Source organism: Exiguobacterium aurantiacum DSM 6208, from assembly GCF_000702585.1.
In the GTDB taxonomy this organism is placed as follows: domain Bacteria; phylum Bacillota; class Bacilli; order Exiguobacteriales; family Exiguobacteriaceae; genus Exiguobacterium; species Exiguobacterium aurantiacum.
This window is the reverse complement of sequence record NZ_JNIQ01000001.1, coordinates 1,888,883-1,907,962: the sequence shown is the minus strand read 5'-3', so window position 1 is coordinate 1,907,962 and position 19,080 is coordinate 1,888,883. Positions and strand designations below refer to the sequence as shown.

General features: G+C 52.1%; 22 protein-coding genes. 7 read left to right on the top strand and 15 right to left on the bottom strand.

The window, feature by feature from the left end:
• Positions 1–59: 59 nt before the first annotated feature.
• The gene (locus P398_RS0110070; RefSeq protein WP_029335034.1) at positions 60–275 is read right to left on the bottom strand and encodes a hypothetical protein; all 216 of its coding nucleotides are present in this window, start codon (positions 273–275) and stop codon (positions 60–62) included.
• 511 nt (positions 276–786) lie between these two features.
• On the opposite strand from P398_RS0110070, the gene P398_RS0110060 reads away from it, so the two are divergent.
• Positions 787–1,050, top strand: coding sequence for an excalibur calcium-binding domain-containing protein (locus tag P398_RS0110060; RefSeq protein ID WP_029335031.1), 264 nt, complete (start codon positions 787–789; stop codon positions 1,048–1,050).
• Here P398_RS0110060 and P398_RS0110055 read toward each other — a convergent pair.
• Both P398_RS0110055 and P398_RS0110050 read right to left on the bottom strand, forming a co-directional pair.
• Positions 991–1,551 carry a hypothetical protein gene (locus tag P398_RS0110055; RefSeq protein WP_147287407.1) on the bottom strand — a complete coding sequence of 187 codons (561 nt, stop codon included), beginning with the start codon at positions 1,549–1,551 and terminating at the stop codon, positions 991–993. The two genes, P398_RS0110060 and P398_RS0110055, sit on opposite strands and share 60 nt — an antisense overlap.
• A gap of 29 nt (positions 1,552–1,580) precedes the next feature.
• Positions 1,581–2,441, bottom strand: a complete 861-nt coding sequence (locus P398_RS0110050; protein WP_029335028.1) for an alpha/beta fold hydrolase — start codon at positions 2,439–2,441, stop codon at positions 1,581–1,583.
• Positions 2,442–2,634: 193 nt separating this feature from the next.
• Between P398_RS0110050 and P398_RS0110045 the strand changes: the two genes are divergently transcribed.
• On the top strand, positions 2,635–3,393 hold the full coding sequence (locus P398_RS0110045; RefSeq protein ID WP_029335026.1) for a glucose 1-dehydrogenase: 759 nt from the start codon (positions 2,635–2,637) through the stop codon (positions 3,391–3,393).
• A gap of 33 nt (positions 3,394–3,426) precedes the next feature.
• Here the strand turns inward: P398_RS0110045 and P398_RS16385 are convergent, their stop codons facing one another.
• Both P398_RS16385 and P398_RS0110035 read right to left on the bottom strand, forming a co-directional pair.
• A complete protein-coding gene (locus P398_RS16385) occupies positions 3,427–4,242 on the bottom strand; it encodes an AraC family transcriptional regulator (RefSeq protein ID WP_029335025.1) in 816 nt (271 codons plus the stop codon).
• Between the two features lie 144 nt (positions 4,243–4,386).
• Positions 4,387–4,620 carry a DUF1294 domain-containing protein gene (locus P398_RS0110035; protein WP_255313321.1) on the bottom strand — a complete coding sequence of 78 codons (234 nt, stop codon included), beginning with the start codon at positions 4,618–4,620 and terminating at the stop codon, positions 4,387–4,389.
• A gap of 235 nt (positions 4,621–4,855) precedes the next feature.
• Here P398_RS0110035 and P398_RS0110030 point away from each other — a divergent pair, with 235 nt between their 5' ends.
• Both P398_RS0110030 and cls read left to right on the top strand, forming a co-directional pair.
• On the top strand, positions 4,856–5,638 hold the full coding sequence (locus tag P398_RS0110030) for a LysM peptidoglycan-binding and 3D domain-containing protein (protein ID WP_024371891.1): 783 nt from the start codon (positions 4,856–4,858) through the stop codon (positions 5,636–5,638).
• Positions 5,639–5,760: 122 nt separating this feature from the next.
• Positions 5,761–7,227 (top strand): cardiolipin synthase, encoded by a 1,467-nt coding sequence (cls, locus tag P398_RS0110025; RefSeq protein WP_029335024.1) that lies wholly within the window; start codon positions 5,761–5,763, stop codon positions 7,225–7,227.
• A gap of 37 nt (positions 7,228–7,264) precedes the next feature.
• Here cls and P398_RS0110020 read toward each other — a convergent pair whose 3' ends face one another.
• The 5 genes from P398_RS0110020 to P398_RS0110000 all read right to left on the bottom strand — a co-directional run bounded on the left by P398_RS0110020 (position 7,265) and on the right by P398_RS0110000 (position 11,818).
• Positions 7,265–8,242, bottom strand: coding sequence for a hypothetical protein (locus tag P398_RS0110020; RefSeq protein WP_029335023.1), 978 nt, complete (start codon positions 8,240–8,242; stop codon positions 7,265–7,267).
• A complete protein-coding gene (locus P398_RS0110015) occupies positions 8,239–9,267 on the bottom strand; it encodes a DUF58 domain-containing protein (protein WP_024371894.1) in 1,029 nt (342 codons plus the stop codon). Before P398_RS0110015 ends, P398_RS0110020 begins: the two co-directional genes overlap by 4 nt.
• 1 nt (position 9,268) lies before the next feature.
• A complete protein-coding gene (locus tag P398_RS0110010) occupies positions 9,269–10,177 on the bottom strand; it encodes an AAA family ATPase (RefSeq protein ID WP_029335021.1) in 909 nt (302 codons plus the stop codon).
• A 94-nt stretch (positions 10,178–10,271) separates the two neighbouring features.
• The gene (locus P398_RS0110005) at positions 10,272–10,967 is read right to left on the bottom strand and encodes an amino acid ABC transporter permease (protein WP_024371896.1); all 696 of its coding nucleotides are present in this window, start codon (positions 10,965–10,967) and stop codon (positions 10,272–10,274) included.
• 2 nt (positions 10,968–10,969) lie between these two features.
• Positions 10,970–11,818, bottom strand: coding sequence for a transporter substrate-binding domain-containing protein (locus P398_RS0110000; protein ID WP_024371897.1), 849 nt, complete (start codon positions 11,816–11,818; stop codon positions 10,970–10,972).
• A gap of 599 nt (positions 11,819–12,417) precedes the next feature.
• Between P398_RS0110000 and P398_RS0109990 the strand changes: the two genes are divergently transcribed.
• Together P398_RS0109990 and P398_RS0109985 are read left to right on the top strand one after the other, a co-directional pair.
• The gene (locus P398_RS0109990) at positions 12,418–12,813 is read left to right on the top strand and encodes a hypothetical protein (protein WP_029335020.1); all 396 of its coding nucleotides are present in this window, start codon (positions 12,418–12,420) and stop codon (positions 12,811–12,813) included.
• A gap of 61 nt (positions 12,814–12,874) precedes the next feature.
• Complete coding sequence (locus P398_RS0109985) at positions 12,875–13,417, top strand: GNAT family N-acetyltransferase (RefSeq protein ID WP_029335019.1); 543 nt, start codon at positions 12,875–12,877, stop codon at positions 13,415–13,417.
• A 156-nt stretch (positions 13,418–13,573) separates the two neighbouring features.
• Here the strand turns inward: P398_RS0109985 and P398_RS0109980 are convergent, their stop codons facing one another.
• The 3 genes from P398_RS0109980 to P398_RS0109970 are packed head-to-tail and all read right to left on the bottom strand — an operon-like array spanning position 13,574 to position 15,384.
• Entirely contained in the window at positions 13,574–14,023 is a 450-nt protein-coding gene (locus tag P398_RS0109980; RefSeq protein WP_029335018.1) for a GNAT family N-acetyltransferase, read from the bottom strand.
• An 18-nt stretch (positions 14,024–14,041) separates the two neighbouring features.
• Complete coding sequence (locus P398_RS0109975; protein WP_029335017.1) at positions 14,042–14,758, bottom strand: MBL fold metallo-hydrolase; 717 nt, start codon at positions 14,756–14,758, stop codon at positions 14,042–14,044.
• 14 nt (positions 14,759–14,772) lie between these two features.
• Positions 14,773–15,384, bottom strand: a complete 612-nt coding sequence (locus P398_RS0109970; RefSeq protein ID WP_024371902.1) for an NUDIX hydrolase — start codon at positions 15,382–15,384, stop codon at positions 14,773–14,775.
• Positions 15,385–15,550: 166 nt separating this feature from the next.
• Between P398_RS0109970 and P398_RS17045 the strand changes: the two genes are divergently transcribed.
• Positions 15,551–15,748, top strand: a complete 198-nt coding sequence (locus tag P398_RS17045) for a hypothetical protein (RefSeq protein WP_029335016.1) — start codon at positions 15,551–15,553, stop codon at positions 15,746–15,748.
• 147 nt (positions 15,749–15,895) lie between these two features.
• Here P398_RS17045 and P398_RS0109960 read toward each other — a convergent pair whose 3' ends face one another.
• Complete coding sequence (locus P398_RS0109960) at positions 15,896–16,564, bottom strand: hypothetical protein (RefSeq protein WP_029335014.1); 669 nt, start codon at positions 16,562–16,564, stop codon at positions 15,896–15,898.
• A gap of 108 nt (positions 16,565–16,672) precedes the next feature.
• The gene (gene parC / locus P398_RS0109955; protein ID WP_029335012.1) at positions 16,673–19,078 is read right to left on the bottom strand and encodes a DNA topoisomerase IV subunit A; all 2,406 of its coding nucleotides are present in this window, start codon (positions 19,076–19,078) and stop codon (positions 16,673–16,675) included.
• Between the last annotated feature and the right edge of the window lie 2 nt (positions 19,079–19,080).

Below are 19,080 nucleotides of genomic sequence, written 5' to 3'. Positions count from 1 at the left end.
CGCCGAATCTTATAGAGGGACTCGATGATTTCGATACGGATGTCATCGGATAGAGAGCATCACTGGTTGTAGCCGAAGAACATCGTGAACAAGATGAGAATCAGCGATGATGTCACAAGGAAACAAGCAAATGAGCTCGCGAACACGAGGAATACTTTGGAGAAATGGGCGCGTCGCTTCCAAATCCCGATGACGAACACGATATTCAGAATCAGAAATGTTGCGAGCAACAGTAACGGGAGTGCTCGGTCTTGCATCAAAAAAATTAAGTCCATATAAATCCTCTTCCTTTGCTGTATGATTACGAAATTTCCATCTACTGATTAATGATGCTCGGTAAAAACAAGATACCAACCATTGTTTTCTCGCCAAACGGGTATCGTCCAACAATACCCGTTTGGAAGATCTTCAGGTAAGAATCCTGGATTGAATGTGAGATGCTGTTTGAACGTCTTTTCCCACGTAGTCTGTAGTTGATCACGTCGTTGTTCTTCTAATTGGATTCGTCGCGATGAATGATGTCGCGTGATCAAACACCGGACGTCCTCAGGACCAAACAACAACATTTCAATGAACTCAAGATTCAGCTGCTCTACCTTCTCATTGTCCGATACGAGGTGGGGCCCATGATATAGGTGATCATTCACCGTATCGATGTAAAAACCAAAATCGGGCACCAATATTCTCCTTTCACTCATATTTAAAAAATGGGGAAATTACTAATAACGCCTCCTATAATGAAAGGGAACACTGACCCTAAAGTTCATTATGAAGGAGGAAGAGACGATGAAGAAACTACTGTATGCCACCATCGCTGGAATCGCGCTATTCACGATGAGCGTGACGCCGACATCATCCGTCGATGCTGCGGCCAAGAAATTCAAAAACTGCACCGAGTTGAATAAGACGTATAAAGGCGGTGTCGCGAAAAACAAGACCGTCAAAAACGTAGGTGGAAAAACAAAATACAAGCCACACGTCGATGCCGCGCTATATCAAGCGAACATCACGAAAGACCGGGACAAAGACGGCATCGCTTGTGAACGTTAACAGATTGAACTCATAGGATACATTCCCATTACGATCATAACCGGTGATCGACTCAATCGACTCGATTCGGTCGACAAGAATGAACCAGACGTCATTTCCGGCCTTTGTCTTCAAGAGTTCCGGTTCGTACCGCTCTCCGTTCAACTCGGTAATGACGCGTGTCGTCGTACCTTGGTTGATTCCGTACAGAATATCGTAGGGCACACATTCTGATCGATTTTCGCACGTTTGGCCGGCAGTCGACCACATGAGATTTTCTTCGGGCAAAGAAATCGAAGAAATATACTCGATATGGCCTTTAATCGTAATCTCGACGCCGACGCCAGGCGAGGTCAAATCATCGGTCCATTCGTCGTCATAACGTTGCGTGAAAAAGCGAAGACCCATGTCACGGTCAGCCAGGTCGTAGGTGAGAATCGGTTCCGCTCCCTCAGGCAATTCGGGTTGCTTCGTCTTCTCAACTCCCCAAGCAACTCCAGCAGACAGCAACAGTACGGACACGATGATCAGGACAATCTTTTGCTGACGCTTTATCTAAGACCACTTATTTTCTGAGAATGTAAAAACTGGAGCACCTGTTCAATCGGGAACGCCGGGTTCCAATGGACGAAATGGCCACCTGTCATTCGGATGTACGTGATTGGGAGCTCATGCTCCCGCAAATCTAGAATGGCGGATTGCGTCAACCGGGCCTCTTTATCGTCGAGTCCGATAAAATCCCCATAAACAAGTAACGTCGGGACCTGAAGCGACCGCGTGAACGTTGGCACATCAAGGCGATAGAAACCGAACAACAGATTCAATCCGCCTTGTCCGAGCTTGGCCGGTGCATCCAATGCGCGTCGAATCTCATCTCGTTCGGTTAGACCGGTCTTCGTACAAAACATTTGGAACCGTTCGTCTGAGATGGGCTGTGCTCGTTCGTCTGAGACCATCTTTCTTTCAATTCGTTCTACAACCCGAGGGCCTAGCAGGCGAGAAATCCCGCTCAGGAGCGGGACGAGAAGTCCAAAAATACCATATTCTTTTAACGGGACGCGCGGGAACGCCTTGTGTCCTTGATCGAGTAATACGAGTCGCTTCACTTGCTCGGGATAATGAACGGCAAAAGCGAGTGCGACCGCACCTCCGAGGGAGTGTCCAATCACATGAACCGACCCGAGTCGGTGTGTCACGACGTAATCGTTGACCCAATCCGCCATCTGTTTGGCATCGACGACTTGTCTAATCCCTTCACTTCGTCCGAATCCGGGCAAATCGAGCAAATGGACCTCAAAGTCGTCGCGTAGCTTTTCAGCGAGCGAGCGGCCTTCTTCTCCAGTGAATCCCCCGGCCGGTAAAAATAAAATCGGTGTCCCACTTCCGATCACTTCTGCATAATAACCACCCAATCAAACCCCACCTTTCAACTCCCAATATCTGTATCTTTCCATTGTACGTGACGAACTACTTGAACAGAAGCATATTCTTCCAAACAGAGATACGTTTTCCTCCAAATACGGGTATAGACTAATGACACGTGAGCAACATGCACATGTCGTTTTCTCTGTCGTTGTTGATTGTCTCAACAAGGAGGAATGCGGTGTGAAATTATCGGGTAAAACGGCGCTCGTCACCGGGGCCGGGTCAGGAATGGGGCGCGCCATCGCCAAACTGTTTGCCGAGGAAGGGGCGCGCATCGTCGCCGTCGACATGAACGGGGATACAGTCGAGGCAGTCGTCTTAGAGATTAAAGCGAGTGGCGGGGAAGCTGTCGGTGTTTCGGGGAACGTCACGAAACAAGAAGATATCGATAAAATGATCGATACGGCGACGAGCACGTTCGGTTCGCTCGATATCTTGGTCAACAACGCCGGCATTATGGACAACTTTTTGACTGTCGGCGAAGTGACCGACGAGGTGTGGGACCGGGTCCTCGCCGTCAATTTGACCGGACCGATGAAACTGGCCCGGGCCGCGATTCAGATTATGGACAAACAAGAGTCAGGCGGCGTTATCATTAATAACGCCTCGGTCGGCGGGTTGTTCGGGACACGGGGCGGTGCCTCCTACGTCGCCTCGAAGCACGCACTGATCGGATTGACGAAAAACATCGCCGCGACATACGGCACGTTCAATAAGATTCGGGCGAACGCCATCGCACCGGGCGGGGTCAATACGAATATCGGTGCCACGATCACCGCGCCGAGCGAGCTCGGGATGCGGGCCATCCAAGGGGCAGGGGAGGCGCCGATCGGTGAACCGGAGCAAATCGCCAAGGTTGCGCTCTTCCTCGCGTCGGATGATTCAAGTTTCGTCAATGGCGACGTTTTGAAGGCTGACGGCGGTTGGACAGCTCGTTAAACACAGTAAAAGCCGACAAACGCTTGTCGGCTTTTACTGTGCCCTCTTTCCTTTACGGTAGGCGAGAGGCGTGACCTTATGTACTTTCTTGAACGTTTGAACGAAATGGCTGACGCTCGAGTAGCCGAAGTCCTCTGCGACCTTAGCGATCGGATCGCCCGTCCCCCGCAACTGACGGGCCGCCGCTTCCATGCGGACGTCACATACGTACGCGAGCGGGGTCGTCGCACACCATTTCATGAAATAGCGACAACATTCCGCGCGACTCAAGCCGCCGGCAGCAGCGATTTGCTCGAGGGTCAGGCGCTCCGTCACGTGATCATGGATATGAGCGATCATCGTCGTCATCCGATTTTGCCCCGTCACTCGTCTCGGTTCATCGGTTGGTTGTTGAATCCAATAACGCCAGAGCACGGTCGATTGTAGTACGGCATCAAGACGGGAGAACGGTGTATCAGATTTGAGCGTCCGTGCCGTCTTATCAATCGTATCCAGTACCGCCTTTTCGTGACGGTTCGTCGGTGACAACTGCTTTCTCGTCAAACGTGGCATGTTCAAAAAAGGAGTCACATACTGTTGCGCCATGACGGGGGCGAATAGATCATAAGGGTCGACCTTGATTTCAACGAGACGAGTCTGATCGGCCGATCCGGTGCGTTTCATCAATTGCCCCGGCGCGACGAGGAGCCCCGTTCCTGATTCAAGCCGAATCTTTTCTCCATTGACCAGCAAATCGACGCGACCTTGCCTGACGACGTACGCATGGAAATGCGTCGTCACGTCTATCCCGACCGTCGTGACGTGTTCGTCGGACCATTCCATATAAAAAATCGTCTGTGTGTCTCTCATTCTCATCCCACCTCAACAATAGAACATTTCTTTCTGATTGCCACCGTCCCGATAATTCGATTTTGCCTAAACAGACGACGAATCAGACATTTTATATCCATCCGCGTAAATAATCCCATACCGAGTTTCTTCTATATAATGGCGTCAGAAGATGAAATACGCCGTGATGCCGGCATGGACCAAGATGGCGATTGGCACGCCGAGTCGAAAGGCGGGCTTCAACGTCTTGTGACGGAACAGCCTCATCGCGATATACGCCCCGAACGCCCCGCCGATCCAGACGAGCGTCAACAACGTTTTTTCCGAAATTCGCCACGCGTTCGCTTTTGCCCGTCGTTTATCAACGAAGAATGTCATAAAAGCTAGGAAATTAGTCACAATGTAATATAGCAGTAATAGTTCCAAAGACTATCCGCTCCTTTCTTCTTCGTTTAGTATACCGTGAAACGGCTCAACAAAGCCATTTGTATCCGTTTTGTAAGAATCTCTTCCTTGACTTATCACCGATAACCTTCTGTAACTGAACTGATATCACTCTCATATCGCGCTGTAATCGCAGTGAAATATAGAGGTGTTACAGTTAGGGAGCGTTAGAAAAGGGAGGAATATTCTTATGAAAAAACCACTATTGACACTAACGGCACTCGCTGGCCTTAGTTTAGGAGTCGCTGCTCCAGCTTCGGCAGCATCAACACACACAGTTCAGTCTGGAGATACATTGTATCGTATCGCCGTGAACAACAACGTCTCTGTAAACGACATTAAACAAGCGAACGGCTTAAACTCTAATATGATTTTCCCGAACCAAGTATTGAAACTTGGCAAGGCAGAAGCAAAAGCTTCGAACTCATCTAAAACGTATACAGTTAAAGCAGGCGACACGTTGTATCGAATCGCGACTAACAACGGCGTCACTGTCAACCAATTGATGACATGGAACGGTCTTAAATCAGATCTTATCTTCCCAGGTCAACAATTCGCAGTGAAAGGCGCAGCCGCTGCATCAGTAGCGAACGACGCTCCTGCAGCGAAGCCGAAAGCTTCAACATCTACACCTGTGACGAAACAGTCTACGTCGACAACGCAAACTCAAGCTCCGGCTTCGGGTAAGACGATGACAGTTGAAGCCACAGCCTATACACCATACTGTGCAGGATGCTCAGGTATCACAGCTACAGGAATCGACGTCCGTTCGAACCCGAACCAAAAAGTCATCGCGGTTGACCCATCAGTCATCCCACTCGGCTCTAAAGTTTATGTTGAAGGTTACGGCGAAGCCATCGCTGGAGACACTGGCGGCGCAATCAAAGGGAACAAAATCGACCTCTTGATGCCGACACAAGAACAAGCGATTCAATTTGGTCGTCAATCTGTCAAAATCACAATCTTAAACTAATTCGTACGACCCCAAAAACACCGCAGGCGCGGTGTTTTTTTGTGTTCTCCTCGTTGAAAGCGGCTATGATGGCGACTGAATGGTGAGAACGGGTATGAAAGGAAGAGAAGGGGGAAGCGATCATGATCACAACCGAAGTCATCATCAGTGTGTTTGGAATCCTATTACTCATTTTGAACATGACGTTCGCCATCACGATCATCTTTTTCGAACGACGGGACATCGGCTCGACGTGGGCATGGCTTCTCGTCTTATTCTTTTTACCGCTCGTCGGTTTCTTCATCTACATCTTCTTCGGCCGCTTGATCAAGTCGAACAATTTTTATCAAGTCGACGAAGAGCGAAGGATCGAATACGCCCATCACGTCCAAGATCAGCTCGACGAATTAGACGCACGGCAAGACTTGTTCACGAGCGACCCGCTCCTCTCCAAATATCGACGTCTCGCCCGGCTGAATTTGCTGTCGACGAACGCCCTCGTGACGTATCATAATGCCATTCAAGTCATTCATGACGGGGAACAGAAGTTTGAGGCGCTGTTTCACGACATCGAGTCGGCAACGCGTGAGATCAACATCCAGTACTATATCATTCAAAACGACTCGCTCGGCCAAGCGCTCATCGCCGCCCTCACAGAACGGGCCAAACAAGGCGTGCGCGTTCGTCTCCTGTACGACGCGGTCGGGTCACGCGGCTTGCGGCGCCATCATTTCAAACAACTGCTCGCCTATGGCGGTGAGGTCAAATCGTTCTTCCCGTCACGTCTCGGCATCAATTTCCGTGTCAACAACCGCAATCACCGAAAGTTGTGCGTCATCGACGGAGAAATCGGCTACATCGGTGGTTTCAATGTCGGGAACGAGTACCTCGGGACGAATCGACAATTCGGCTACTGGCGCGACGTGCACTTGCGCATACGAGGCGAAGCCGTTCGCGAGCTGCTCGAACGTTTCCTCCTTGACTGGAACCGTTCTGTCCCGACAAGGCAGAAGACCGAGAAGGAAGCGCTCGTCTGGCCACAAGCGACGCTCGATCCGTTCGCGACGCCGGTCCAAATCGTTACGTCGGGCCCGAATTCGACGACCGAGCATTTGAAGAACATGCTCGTCAAGATGATCACCGAGGCGAAAGACAGCATCTACATCCAGACGCCTTACTTCATCCCGGACGCGAGTTTCTTAGACGCCTGCCGGATCGCACTCATGTCCGGTACGAAAATCCATTTGATGATACCGAACAAACCGGACCATATGTTTGTCTACTGGGCGACGTACGCCAACGCGGCCGAACTCGTCCGTTATGGGGCAGACGTATATACGTACGAGGGTGGCTTCTTGCACGCGAAGACGCTCGTCATCGATGGCGAGGTCGCTTCGATCGGGACGACGAACATCGACGCCCGAAGTTTTCATTTAAACTTCGAGATCTCGGCCCTTGTCTATGACGAGACGGTCGCCCGTTCGGTCATCGAGGCGTTTGAACGAGACAAAACCTGCGCTGAGCGACTGACGATCGAACGCTATGAGACACGGACGAAATGGATCCGCTTCAAAGAGAGCGTCTCGCGGTTGCTCAGCCCGATTTTATAACAAAAGACCAGCGTAACCCCTAGAGGTCACGCTGGTCTTATTGTTTGAGCACTTGTTTAACATGTTGTTCGAACGCCTCAACGATTGGACCCGGCGCGTCTTTCTCCCCGTATTCGGCCGCCTCGAGCCAGGAGGCAAACAGTGGGGCGTCCGTGAACCGGATGCGCGTCAGCCAATCGGAGGCCGTCTCTTCTCGATGACGCGGATGAGCCTTCTCAAGACGTCTCCCGGCATCGAGCAGTCGTACATGTTTCGGTGTCCGCACGGCACGTGACGCCCGTGTATGCGGAGTGTGGGCGTGTCTCGGGACGACCGCGTCCTCTTGCACCTCGTTCCGCTTTCGTAGATAGAAGAATAGTGCGATTCCAGCGATTAGCAAGATGATGAAGAATCCGAGGACGAGCATCGACTGGTTCGACACCGTCTCGAAAAACGTCTCGTTCGTCATCGTCTCTGCGTCGAGGTTCGGATTGTCCGGCACCATGAAACGGTTCACCCGATCCGATGGGTCGAGGGTGATGCCGTCGAACCAACCGCCGAGCCACATGAGGAACGGACTGACCCATGCGACCAAGTCCCCGAACAAGAGCTCTTTCACCGTTCGGAGAAGCAGGGCGAGGACGAGACCGACGGCGAGCCCGATGAAGAGCATCGACAACATCCGTTTGTAATCCCGTCGGTAATAGAGGCTCCGTTGCCAGAACAAGAACAGGAACGGAAACGCAATCATCGCGAGCGGTTGCGACGCCGGTGGGAACAACCAATCGACGATGAGGAACAGAACGCTCGCGATCGCGTAGCGGTCCGTCCAGTCGAGCGTCCGGATGAAGGTATGGACATACGTGAATAACAATAAAGTAATGCTCATCTCATACGAGAAGAACAATGCCGCGACGCTGAGCGCCGTCTGGGTAACGAGCTGCCAATTACGAGGCAGGCGAAGGGTGAACAGATAGACGAGCGGAAACACGTGACCGACGTAAAACGCGGCAAACACCCACCATAACCATTTCATCGACCATCACCTCCGAGCCGGAGTATGGACTGGCTGCCCCCGTATTTCGCGACTTTCCGTTCGAATAATGACCGCGCGAGCGGGAAGTCCCGCTCCGATAGACAAGCGAGTGTTGTCATCACTTTGCGGAAATGTGTCTCACCGCTCCCCGGGGCGAGGTCATACGTGATCCCGTCCTTCGTGAGCGTCGGCACGATCAGTCCATAACTCGCATTCTCTTTCTCAAAGTCGCGACATAGCGCTGCTGCCTGTGAGATCAATCGTTCCATCTGATGGGTGAGGGCGCGTCCGTCTTTCGTCAACAAGTCAAGGACGACGACGTATTCATTCGCCTGAACCGGTTGCTCGGTCCGGGCGAGCAGTTCGCCCGTCTTCGCATACGCCGACCAATACAGTTGACGCATCGGCTGGCCGTGATACGGCGCCACTGATTGAAACGTCTCTGGATCCCGGTAGGCGCTATGGCGCACCATCTCTTCTCCGGGCAATGTCGGAGGCCGTTTCGGGATCGGGTACGGTAAAAATTCCGGGAATACGTAGCCGATCCGGTCGAGCGGTTCTTCTTTATAGAGCGAGAACATGCGGAGCGGGTCTCGGATTTCCATGCCGATCGCCTCGATTCGGATCGGTCCGCGTTTGATTGCCTTGAGCGGGAGCGTATAGGCGACTTCCGCCTCGCGGCCGACATAGTTCTCTTGGCGCCAAAACGCATGGTCTTCCGAATCGACGGTCGGATGCAAGTAACCGGACAATCGGACGACGCCGAGCGGCACTGGGGCCGTCGACAGAAGCTTGATCGTATACGTCTCCTCGTCACCCGGGAACAGCTTCAACTCGTCGGTCACATCGACATGCACGTGATCGGCGAGACGGAACAACAGCTCCGGCATGATGAGCGCATAGAGGCTGAAGCCGAGAATCGCACTCGCGAGGAAGACGTTGCCGTACAAGGCGATGAACACCCCGACGACGAACAAGAGCCACATATACCCGGACTCGAGGTAGCGAGGGCTGACGAGTTGCATGTCACACCTCTGATGGGACCGCGATGGTCTCAAGGACAGATTTGATCAGCTTCGATGGTTTCGTCTTCAGTGATGCCTCGACTGTCAAGACGACGCGATGGCCAAGAATCGGCATGGCGAGCGCCCGAATGTCTTCTGGTGACACGTAATCGCGTCCGTCCATAAATGCATGGGCCCGGGCCGCCATCGTGTAAGCGAGCGTCGCCCGCGGGCTCGGCCCGACCTCGATGTCCCGGTGATGGCGGAGTGCTTCGACGAAATCAAGAAGGTAATCCTCTATCGCCTCGTGGAACGTCACGTCACGGACCGCTTGTTGCATCTCGGCGAGCTCGTCTTGCTTCAACGTGAACGGCGCCGCGCTCAAATGTTCATTACGCAGCAACCGGCGCTCGGACTCGCGAGATAACGGTGCGAGTGACAGCTTGAACAAGAAACGGTCGAGCTGGGCTTGCGGGAGCGGGAACGTGCCTTGCCCGTCGAACGGGTTTTGTGTCGCGATGACAAAAAACGGGTCCGGCAGACGAAGTGACACTTCGCCGAGCGTCACTTGGCGTTCCTGCATCGCCTCTAACAGTGCCGACTGCGTCCGTGGCGTTGTCCGGTTGATCTCATCGACGAGCAAGATCGATGTGAAGATTGGTCCGGTCCGGCGCTCGAACGAGCCCGTCGTCGGATTGAACAGCTCCATCCCTAATATATCGCTCGGAAGCGTGTCCGGCGTACATTGCACCCGTTGGAAGGCAGCAGACACGGAAGAGGCGAGGCTTCTCGCGAGTGTCGTCTTTCCGGTCCCCGGCCGGTCTTCAAGGAGTACGTGTCCGCCAGAAAGGAGGGCGATCGTCGACAGCTTGATGGCTTTCGACTGTCCGATCACCTGGTCGTTCAAATATGTGGTCCATGGTTGTATCATTTGTAGTTCCCCCGTCTTTTTCTGAATATTTAAGAAAATCATAGCACATTCAAACGCTCGTATGATACGAAAAGAAAAAACGATGACAGCAGCGTCATCGTTTCGGTGAATCCAAATAGCGTTCAAAATGCCGTTCGAGCCAGTCTTGGAAGAACGACATGAACGTGCAGATGCCCCAATAGATGAGGGCGACGACCAAGTAGACCGTCATATAGTCAAATTCTCGCCCCCCGACGATCTTCGCCTTGTTGAAGATCTCAGGGACGGTGATCATGGCCGCGAGCGAACTCGCTTTGATCAAGTCGAGAAACACGTTCGAGAGCGGGGGAAGCGCGATCCGTGTCGCTTGTGGCAAGATGACACCTTTGAGCGTCAGCCACTTGTTCATCCCGAGCGAGCGGGCCGCTTCGATTTGTCCGTTATCCACTGCCCGGATCGAGGCCCGGATGATCTCGGCGATATAGGCGGCCGAGTTCAAACTGAACCCGATGATCGCCGCCGTCAACGCCGCAAACTGAATCCCGATGAACGGGAATCCTGAATATAAGATAAACAAAATGATCAAAATCGGCACACCGCGCATAAACGAGATATAAAACGTCGACGGGAAGCGCAACAAACGCGATGGTGACAGCTTACCGAGGGCAAGGATGAGCCCGAGCACGAGTCCGAAAAACATGCTGACGAATGAGATCCAGAGCGTATTCGGCAGCCCGCCGAGAAGATACGGGAACGAGCGGATGGCCAAGTCGGCGTCAAAGATCGCCTCCCATTTCACTCCTTCGAACATGCTCAGTCCAATTCGACGATCGTCGCATCGACGTCCGGCTCGACCGAGACGTCCGCGCCGTTATAGAACTGCTCCGACAATTCTTTCACCGTACCGTCTTCAAGCATCTCAGCGAGAACGCGGTCGATGTTTTGTTGCAACTCATCGTTCTCTTTTTCCATGAGGAACGCGACTTCTTGCGGGTTGTAGGCGATATCCGGGTGGATGGCGATATCAAACTCCGGGAAGAAGGCGAGGGCGAGCGTTTGCAAGTAGTAGTCGTTCAAGATGACATCGGTCCGCCCCGTTGAGACGTCACGGAGATACTGATCGTTCGTCGCGTTATCATAGATCACTTCTTCTGCTCCGTACTGACGGGCAACTTCCATGAAGACGGTCGTCGCTTCACCAGCGGCTCTCTTGCCTTTCAAGTCCTCGAGCGAGTCAATGCCTGAGAGGTCACTCTTTCGGACGATGGCCGTCCCGTACGTGTACTTATACGGCGTCGAGAACGCGAATTTTTCTTTGCGGTCTTCTGTGACCGAAATATCGTTCGCCGCGACGTCGACCTGCCCGTTCTGGACACTCGTCAACATGTTGTCGAAAGCCATCTCTTTGAACTGCACCTCGAGGTCAAGCCGTTGCCCGATCTCTTTCATCAACTCGACATCGAATCCTGTCAACTCGTCGCTCTCTTCAGCCCGGAACGAAGCAGGGTAGAGCGTACCGGCCGTCCCGACTGTGAGCGTACCGCTCTCTTGAATCTCGTCCCAGCGCGAAGTCTCGGCCTGATCGGTGCTAGAATCACCACACGCCGCGAGCGGGACAGCGAGTAATAGGGATGCTGCCAAACCTTTTGTCATACGTTTCATTCAAGTTCCTCCTTAAGTTATCATCTGTCTAAAAATAGCATGACACTAGTCCTGTGGCAACTCCTAAACACTTTGAAACAGGCGATAAATTATATTTGAAACATAAATACATAAAGCGCTAACACGTCCTTGAATGAACGATTCAGTTAAGTGACACAGTTTATCCATATAAACGAAACAGATATGAATCAGTATAAAAAGGATTTGAGCGGGTGGGTACTAACTACGTTCAAAAATGAACAAAATTGAGTCACCAAACCGTTAATATTGGTTATGACTTATTCTAAAGAAACTATAAAAAGAGGATTTTCATACGGATATAGCAAATCATGTAAAATGCGAGTGGTATGCAGCTACCTTTGAATCCAATTAAAATAAGCTAGCTCCGGAGGATGGACCAACCATGACATTTATGACTATGATCGTCGTTTTAATAATCGGCTTACTCACACTTTTGATTGGACTATTCATGAAGAAAAGATAGGTTACCATCTTATCCATCATTCCGCTCGGGTTATCGCTTTAGAATTTCATGACCCTATTCTTTATGGGTATGTAATGTGCGTGAGAGACGATCACAATAAAAGAAGGGGATGCGAATGGCGAAATGGGAAAGATGGAGCGTGAATAAAGAGGTGCCGGCTAAACTAGAATTGCAGGCTCTAATTGATGATAAAGACGGATTAAAACTCGTGTTTACTGATGCGGATGAGAACATATATACATTCTTATTTGACGGACTTGTGTTTTCGTATCGAAATACAGACGAAGGAACGCTTTTAAAAACGCTAGACCATCTATATAAACATTATGACACGGATTATTTTGGCGAGTGGACACTCTTCCGAGTGACCGATTCAAACTATTTGGAATGGCTAGCTGAAGAGGCAGACAACATTTACGAAAAAATCTATGATATTCACCATTATGTGTTCTTGACATCACATGATGTAGTCGAAGTATTGTCAACTGAACCTCCAAGTTTGATTTCATAACCGCCACTGTATGGCTAGTCTGATGAGACGATATAGGAGCGGCCGAAAGGAGAAAGATCCAATGAGAGGATTCCTAGATATCTCGATTCAAACGTTAAATGAGGATTCCATCAGCGTCGTGAACGAGGCAAATGATTCATTTCCAATCATCGGAAAAATCATTCCGAGCTATAGAGACGGAGTTTGGATGTATGAGGTACAGTTATATGAGAAAGTTTATGAGACGAGATTCCCGGACGATTCACTGGACTGGTCTGAGTACATCAATCGTGAGGACAAACAAGTATTCTTGGCATTCGACGAGACGACTTGTATCGGACAAATCCGTGTCGCAAGAGACTGGAACCGTTTTGCATATATCGAGAACATCGCTGTGCAGAAAGCGTATCGAAACAGCGGGCTCGGTCATTTGTTAATCGGTGTTGCAGAGACGTGGGCAAAAGAGCAATCGTTGCTCGGATTGTCACTCGAAGCGCAGAACGATAACGTGATCGCGTGTCGATTTTATGCGAAAGAAGGGTTCGCGCTCGCCGGTGTCGATACACTCAAACAGACCGGCAATCCGAACATCGACATGACGTTGTATTGGTACAAGATTTTCTGAGTTGCAGCTGAGAGGAGAGACGTCACATCTGACATCGATTTTCTCTGCTTTTTTTATTAGTTTACATAACATATATTATCAGTGAAAATAAAACTCCGTCTCAATTCTTTAGTATACTTAAAGAAGTGAGACGGAATGTGAAAGTTGAGCCAGGATTCACGTCCGAGTAAATCGAATCAACGTGACACCCGGTTCAGGTTCGAACTCGGCGCTCGGTTCGAACCCGAGTTTCGTATACAATCGTTTCGCCGGTCCGTTATGTTTTCCGGTATGGACGTAGACGAGTTTATCTTCGTGCAAGCTGAGCACGTGTTCGAGCAATGTCGTCGCGAGCCTCGCCCTGAAATACGTCGGATCAATGCATAATTTCGTGACTTCGACCGTATTTTCGGCCGCTTCAATGGTGATAAATCCGATCATCCGCTCGTCGTTATACAAGCCATAACTCGTGCCCGGCAAGTTTTGGATCACTTCGACCGTCTCATATCGGGCCGGGATCTCATCAAACCCGATCAATTCCGCCTCGACCGCATAGGCGTTTCGCTGAATCTCGAGCATTTGCTCCGCGGAACGATAATGTGTTGTCTGAATCTCTCGCAGTTCCATCATCCTACACCTCCGGCATCATCTTGCGAATAACCGTGCTTGCTTGCGTTTGGCGCGTTTGAGCGCCCGGTACAATCGATGCGTCCCGGCGATCTCAGCTCCGTGACCGACGAACGTATGCCGCGGCGCCAAATCGATCAACCGCTCGGCGTTCTCGACCGCTGCCCGCTTGTCCCATGTCGCCATCCCCGGGAGCGGAAAGAGCGGTCTGACATCCCCTGCCACCGCGACTCCCCCATGGGATTGAAACGCGTCACCAGCGAACAATATACGGTGGGCCTCGTCAAAATAAGCGATAGACCCCGGCGTATGGCCTGTAGCAGGATAAACACGCAGACCAAACAGACGCTCCCCCGGATCTAGCAACTTATCAGGCAAGGAGTGGATCATCGGGAGAGAACCTTTCACTTTCAAATTCCGCTCGTCCGGGTCCAACGTTCGGTCCCCATCGAGCAACCGGGCGTCCCGGCGTGAGACGTATAGCTCCGCATGGGGATGGGCCTTCAAAATCGCATCGACACCCCCGACATGGTCTCCATGGGCGTGTGTCAACAGAATCGCGAGAAGCGGCTGTCCAAGCGACTCGATATATGCGAGGATGTCTGCCGCGTTCCGCTCCAAGGCGGTATCGATCAAGACGAGCCCAAGTTCTTTCTCAATCAATTGCACGTTGATTGGTAAGATTGGTGCATAAAACGTCAGCTGGTGAACATGTTCTAGACGTGTGACCTTCAAGTCATCCCCTCCCCTTAATCGAACACGGTGACCCAGTCGTCTTGCCAACGGGCCTCAAAACACATATGAAGCTGTTCAAGCGTATTGCGGGCAAGCGAGAGCGGCGGTAAATCGTCCCGGGTGAAGAAGCCGACGTCACTCGTCTCTTGACTCGCCTGCGCCTCGCCCCCGATCACTTCGCATTCGATGAACAGTTTATAATAGTGTTGGGACAAAGGCGGGTGCGGATGGTGATGCATATCAAACAAAGCGACGAGACGGATTGGCACGACATCGAAACCAGCCTCTTCCTCAATCTCCTTGACGATGTTCTCTGCTGGGGACAGTCCGACCTCGCAGAAACCACCAGGGAGCGTCCAACGACCGTCTGAGCGTTCTTTGACGAGCAACAAGCGGTCCTCTTGGAACACGACACCACGTACGTCGAGCTTCGGTGTCGGATAACCGTCAACGTGCGTCAACTCCGTAATCTCTTGAAGCGCGAGGTTGGATTGCCGCTCGAACATCTCGGTCGCGATCTGTTGCAATTCTAGATAGCGTTCCCGGTCGAACTCGTCTTTCGTGAATGTCAATCCTGCCTGTGACAACGCGTGTAGCCGTTTGGCCCAACTGAGCCATTCTGACATATACATCCCTCCATCGTTAGTCCTGCTTATCCATTTCGCCAAAGGAAGTTCTCGTTCCTGTATATGAATACCCGCTCCTCGGAGAATTTAATGTCGCCGTCGTTTGAAAATCTCGTCTTTTGCCCCCGTGTCATACTGGACAAAGACAAAACGAAGGAGGTCGGACATGGCGGACTCAGCGTTATACCAGTTCAAAGCAGACTTGAACGGTTACACCGAACGGCAACAGCGCTACGAGGCAGCAACGGGCGTCTGGTCAATCGGGCAGATGTACGACCATATCATCGCAGTGGCTTTAGAGTATGCAGATGAAATCGAGCGTTGTCCCGCCTCTACTGAATCAAAACCGCTCGCCGAACCTTGACGTCAAAGCTCTCCATGGCGGTTTTACAACCTCATCGAGATGCATACCCGGCATCATTTGCGGCAACAGGTCGACTTGAAGCGCTATTTGATGGAGGCTGGAATCTAAAATGCAATCAGCAAAAGACGCCCTTGAGCGTCTTTTAATTTACTCCTCATAATAATAGCTTTCCGTGAACGGATAATTTCGTTCGTTCCGTTCACACCAGTCGAGAAAGCTTTCGTCTTTTGACTCTGTCTGAGTGTAGGTCACCCAATCCGCCAGCAAGTCGCTATAGTAACTAAGTTCTGCCTCATATTCCACTTGCTTTTCTTCACTCAATACAGACTGGTTCAGCTGTCTCGCTTCCATGATGATACCTCTGTCCTCATCGACCTCCCCGAGATAGAGATCTTCGTTAATGTGATGAAACGCGAACCAAAGTGCATGGATTTTTTTATCCATAAGCGCTTGGACCGCAATCTGTTCGGTCACTCCACCGAGCGCGAAAGCCTGTTCATACTCTTGCAGCCAGCGATGTGGGCGAGGGTCGTTTAGAAAGCGCTGCTTCCACTCGAACAGCGTCGGACGTAGCACGTTCGTGACGAGCGAATACACGAACACATTATAGGAGTCGGATCGCTCGGACGATTCGTCATGCGTGTATAGCCAGCTCACGAATTCCTGTCGTTGTTCAAAACTCCATGTCTCCACCGTTTTAAGAAACGGGGTCAAGGCAGCGAGTGCCTGTTTTCGTAATACTAGACTTTTCAATTCACAGAACGTGCGGAACACCGGATAGTTGTTCATGTATGGGTCGTTCAGCAATTCTTGCAAGGAATCATCTCCTTAATTCATCTTGGTTTCTATAAGTTCCAATTATGCTTTAGTTCAGTATAGCGGAACGAAAAAACCCTGCACAACGTCTGTTGTACAGGGTCATCCTTAATCGAGATACACGTCCTCAATCTCTCCGAACGTCTCTTCATCAAACACGAACGAGCCGTTGGCGTAACGGTCAAGGAGTGTCAATTGCTTCGCTTTGACTGTCTTCGCTTTCTCTTTGCCGACGATGTGGATCGTCTCATCCCCATGCACCGGCAACACACGACGGATCTGGTGTGGTTTTGACTTGACCTCGCGGATGAGCATCGTCCCGCGCAAGTTGCGGTTCGTGCAGTCGAACTGGTCCTCGAGCTTCATCTTCTTGACCGCTCCACGCTGCGTCACGAGGACGAACAGTGGCGGAGTGAAGAAGGCGAACGCATCGGCGACCACGTCTCCGTCCTTCAAGTTCATCGCCTTGACGCCGGCGGCACGTTGGCCGACGACCGGTACGTCATCTTCTTTGAACCAGAGGCCATAGCCACGCTCAGAGACGAGGAACAGTTGTCCTGGACCGTCACTGATGCCGGCAAAGACGACCTCGTCGTCACCCTTCAGTTTGAGTGCCATGAGCGCCTTTGACTTACGCTGGGCGTCATAGTCACGGAGCGGTGTCCGTTTGACCATCCCTTCACGCGTGACGAACAGACAGTGCGCGTCCGTCTCGAACGTCGAGACGACATCGGCCGAGACGACTTGTTCGCCTTCGATCGGAACGAGGTTGGCCACGTGTTGTCCGGCATCTTTCCACTTCGACTCCGGGATCTGATGGACCGGAATGAGCAAGTAGCTGCCTTTGTTCGTCCAGACGAGCAAGTGGTCCGTCGTCATCGCCTGGGTGACAAGGACAGGACGGTCTTTCTGCTTCATCTCCGGCATCTCTTCGCTCGAGGCGCCGTATGAGCGCATCGACGAGCGTTTCACGTAGCCATCGCGGCTGACGAACACCATCGTCTCTTCGACGGCGATCATGACCTCGGTCTTCAGTTTCAACTCTTCGACCTCGGACTCGATGACCGAGCGCCGCGCATCGCCGAACTCGTCACGGAGCGCCGTCAACTCTTTCGAGATGAGCTTCCGTTTCGTCGCGTCGACGTTCAGGATGTTGGCGAGACGGGCGATCTCTTTTTGGAGCGCCTGCGCCTCTTTTTGGAGCTCGACGATATCCGTGTTCGTCAACCGATAAAGTTGGAGCATGACGACCGCTTCGGCTTGACGGTCCGAGAACGAGAAGCGCGCCATGAGCTTCTGTTTCGCCTCGGCCTTGTCTTTTGCCGAACGGATAAGTTCGAGCGTCTCGTCCAAGACCGAGATGGCCTGTTCGAGCGCGTCGACGATCTCGGCGCGTTTCTTCGCCTGGTCGAGCTCGAACGTCGTGCGACGGGTGACGACTTCTTCGACGTGTTTCAAGTACGCGTCAATGATCGGAAGCAGACCCATCTGTTTCGGCGTTCGGTTGACGATTGAGACCATGTTGTAGTTATAGGCGAGCTGCAGGTCAGTGTGCTTCAAGAAGAAGTGGAGCACCCCTTCCGCATCGGCCTCTTTCTTCAACTCGATGACGACTCGGACACCGGTCCGGTCGGTCTCGTCACGGACTTCGGCGACGCCTTCGACTTTCTTGTCGAGACGGAGCTCTTCCATCTTCTTGACGAGGTTCGCCTTGTTCACCTCATACGGGAGCTCGGTGATCGTAATCTGTTCACGGCCGCCCTTGAGCGGCTCGACGACCGATTTGGCACGGATGATGACTTTGCCTTTCCCGGTCTCGAACGCCTTCAAGATGCCGTCGCGTCCCATGACGATCCCGCCGGACGGAAAGTCCGGTCCTTGCATGTACTCGAGCGCTTCCGTCGCCGTCTGAACCTGACCTTTCAGACGAGCGATGGCGAGGTTGAGCACCTCGGTCAAGTTGTGCGGCGGGATCTCGGTGGCGTAACCGGCGGAAATCCCGGTCGTCCCGTTCATGAGCAGGTTCGGGAGGAGCGACGGCAAGACGAGCGGCTCTTCGGTCGAATCATCGAAGTTCGGCGTATAGTCGACCGTGTTTTTCGAGATCGACGTCAGCATGACGCCGGCGATCTTCGACAGCCGGGCCTCGGTATACCGCATCGCGGCAGCCGAGTCGCCGTCCATCGAGCCGTTATTCCCGTGCATATCGATGAGCGGGTAGCGCAACTTCCAGTCCTGCGATAGGCGTACCATCGCCTCGTAGACGGAACTGTCACCGTGCGGGTGGTAGTTCCCGATAACGTTCCCGACCGTCTTGGCCGATTTCCGATACGGTTTCTCGTTCGTGTTGCCTTCATGGTGCATCGCATACAGGATGCGGCGCTGAACGGGTTTGAGCCCGTCGCGCGCGTCCGGGAGGGCCCGGTCCTGGATGATATATTTCGAGTAACGCCCGAAACGGTCACCGACGACCTGTTCGAGCGACAAGTTTAAAATGTGTTGAATCGTCGACATCG

Excerpts from the sequence above, each read along its gene's own strand:
- P398_RS0110015 (WP_024371894.1), bottom strand. The coding sequence starts at position 9,267 with ATGCAACTCGTCAGCCCTCGCTACCTCGAGTCCGGGTATATGTGGCTC.
- P398_RS17045 (WP_029335016.1), top strand. The coding sequence starts at position 15,551 with ATGGCGGACTCAGCGTTATACCAGTTCAAAGCAGACTTGAACGGTTAC.
- P398_RS0109980 (WP_029335018.1), bottom strand. The coding sequence starts at position 14,023 with ATGGAACTGCGAGAGATTCAGACAACACATTATCGTTCCGCGGAGCAA.
- P398_RS0110000 (WP_024371897.1), bottom strand. The coding sequence starts at position 11,818 with ATGAAACGTATGACAAAAGGTTTGGCAGCATCCCTATTACTCGCTGTC.
- P398_RS0110060 (WP_029335031.1), top strand. The coding sequence starts at position 787 with ATGAAGAAACTACTGTATGCCACCATCGCTGGAATCGCGCTATTCACG.
- P398_RS0110010 (WP_029335021.1), bottom strand. The coding sequence starts at position 10,177 with ATGATACAACCATGGACCACATATTTGAACGACCAGGTGATCGGACAG.
- P398_RS16385 (WP_029335025.1), bottom strand. The coding sequence starts at position 4,242 with ATGAGAGACACACAGACGATTTTTTATATGGAATGGTCCGACGAACAC.
- P398_RS0110070 (WP_029335034.1), bottom strand. The coding sequence starts at position 275 with ATGGACTTAATTTTTTTGATGCAAGACCGAGCACTCCCGTTACTGTTG.
- P398_RS0109970 (WP_024371902.1), bottom strand. The coding sequence starts at position 15,384 with ATGTCAGAATGGCTCAGTTGGGCCAAACGGCTACACGCGTTGTCACAG.
- P398_RS0110020 (WP_029335023.1), bottom strand. The coding sequence starts at position 8,242 with ATGAAATGGTTATGGTGGGTGTTTGCCGCGTTTTACGTCGGTCACGTG.
- P398_RS0109985 (WP_029335019.1), top strand. The coding sequence starts at position 12,875 with ATGAGAGGATTCCTAGATATCTCGATTCAAACGTTAAATGAGGATTCC.
- parC (WP_029335012.1), bottom strand. The coding sequence starts at position 19,078 with ATGTCGACGATTCAACACATTTTAAACTTGTCGCTCGAACAGGTCGTC.
- P398_RS0109990 (WP_029335020.1), top strand. The coding sequence starts at position 12,418 with ATGGCGAAATGGGAAAGATGGAGCGTGAATAAAGAGGTGCCGGCTAAA.
- cls (WP_029335024.1), top strand. The coding sequence starts at position 5,761 with ATGATCACAACCGAAGTCATCATCAGTGTGTTTGGAATCCTATTACTC.
- P398_RS0110005 (WP_024371896.1), bottom strand. The coding sequence starts at position 10,967 with ATGTTCGAAGGAGTGAAATGGGAGGCGATCTTTGACGCCGACTTGGCC.
- P398_RS0110030 (WP_024371891.1), top strand. The coding sequence starts at position 4,856 with ATGAAAAAACCACTATTGACACTAACGGCACTCGCTGGCCTTAGTTTA.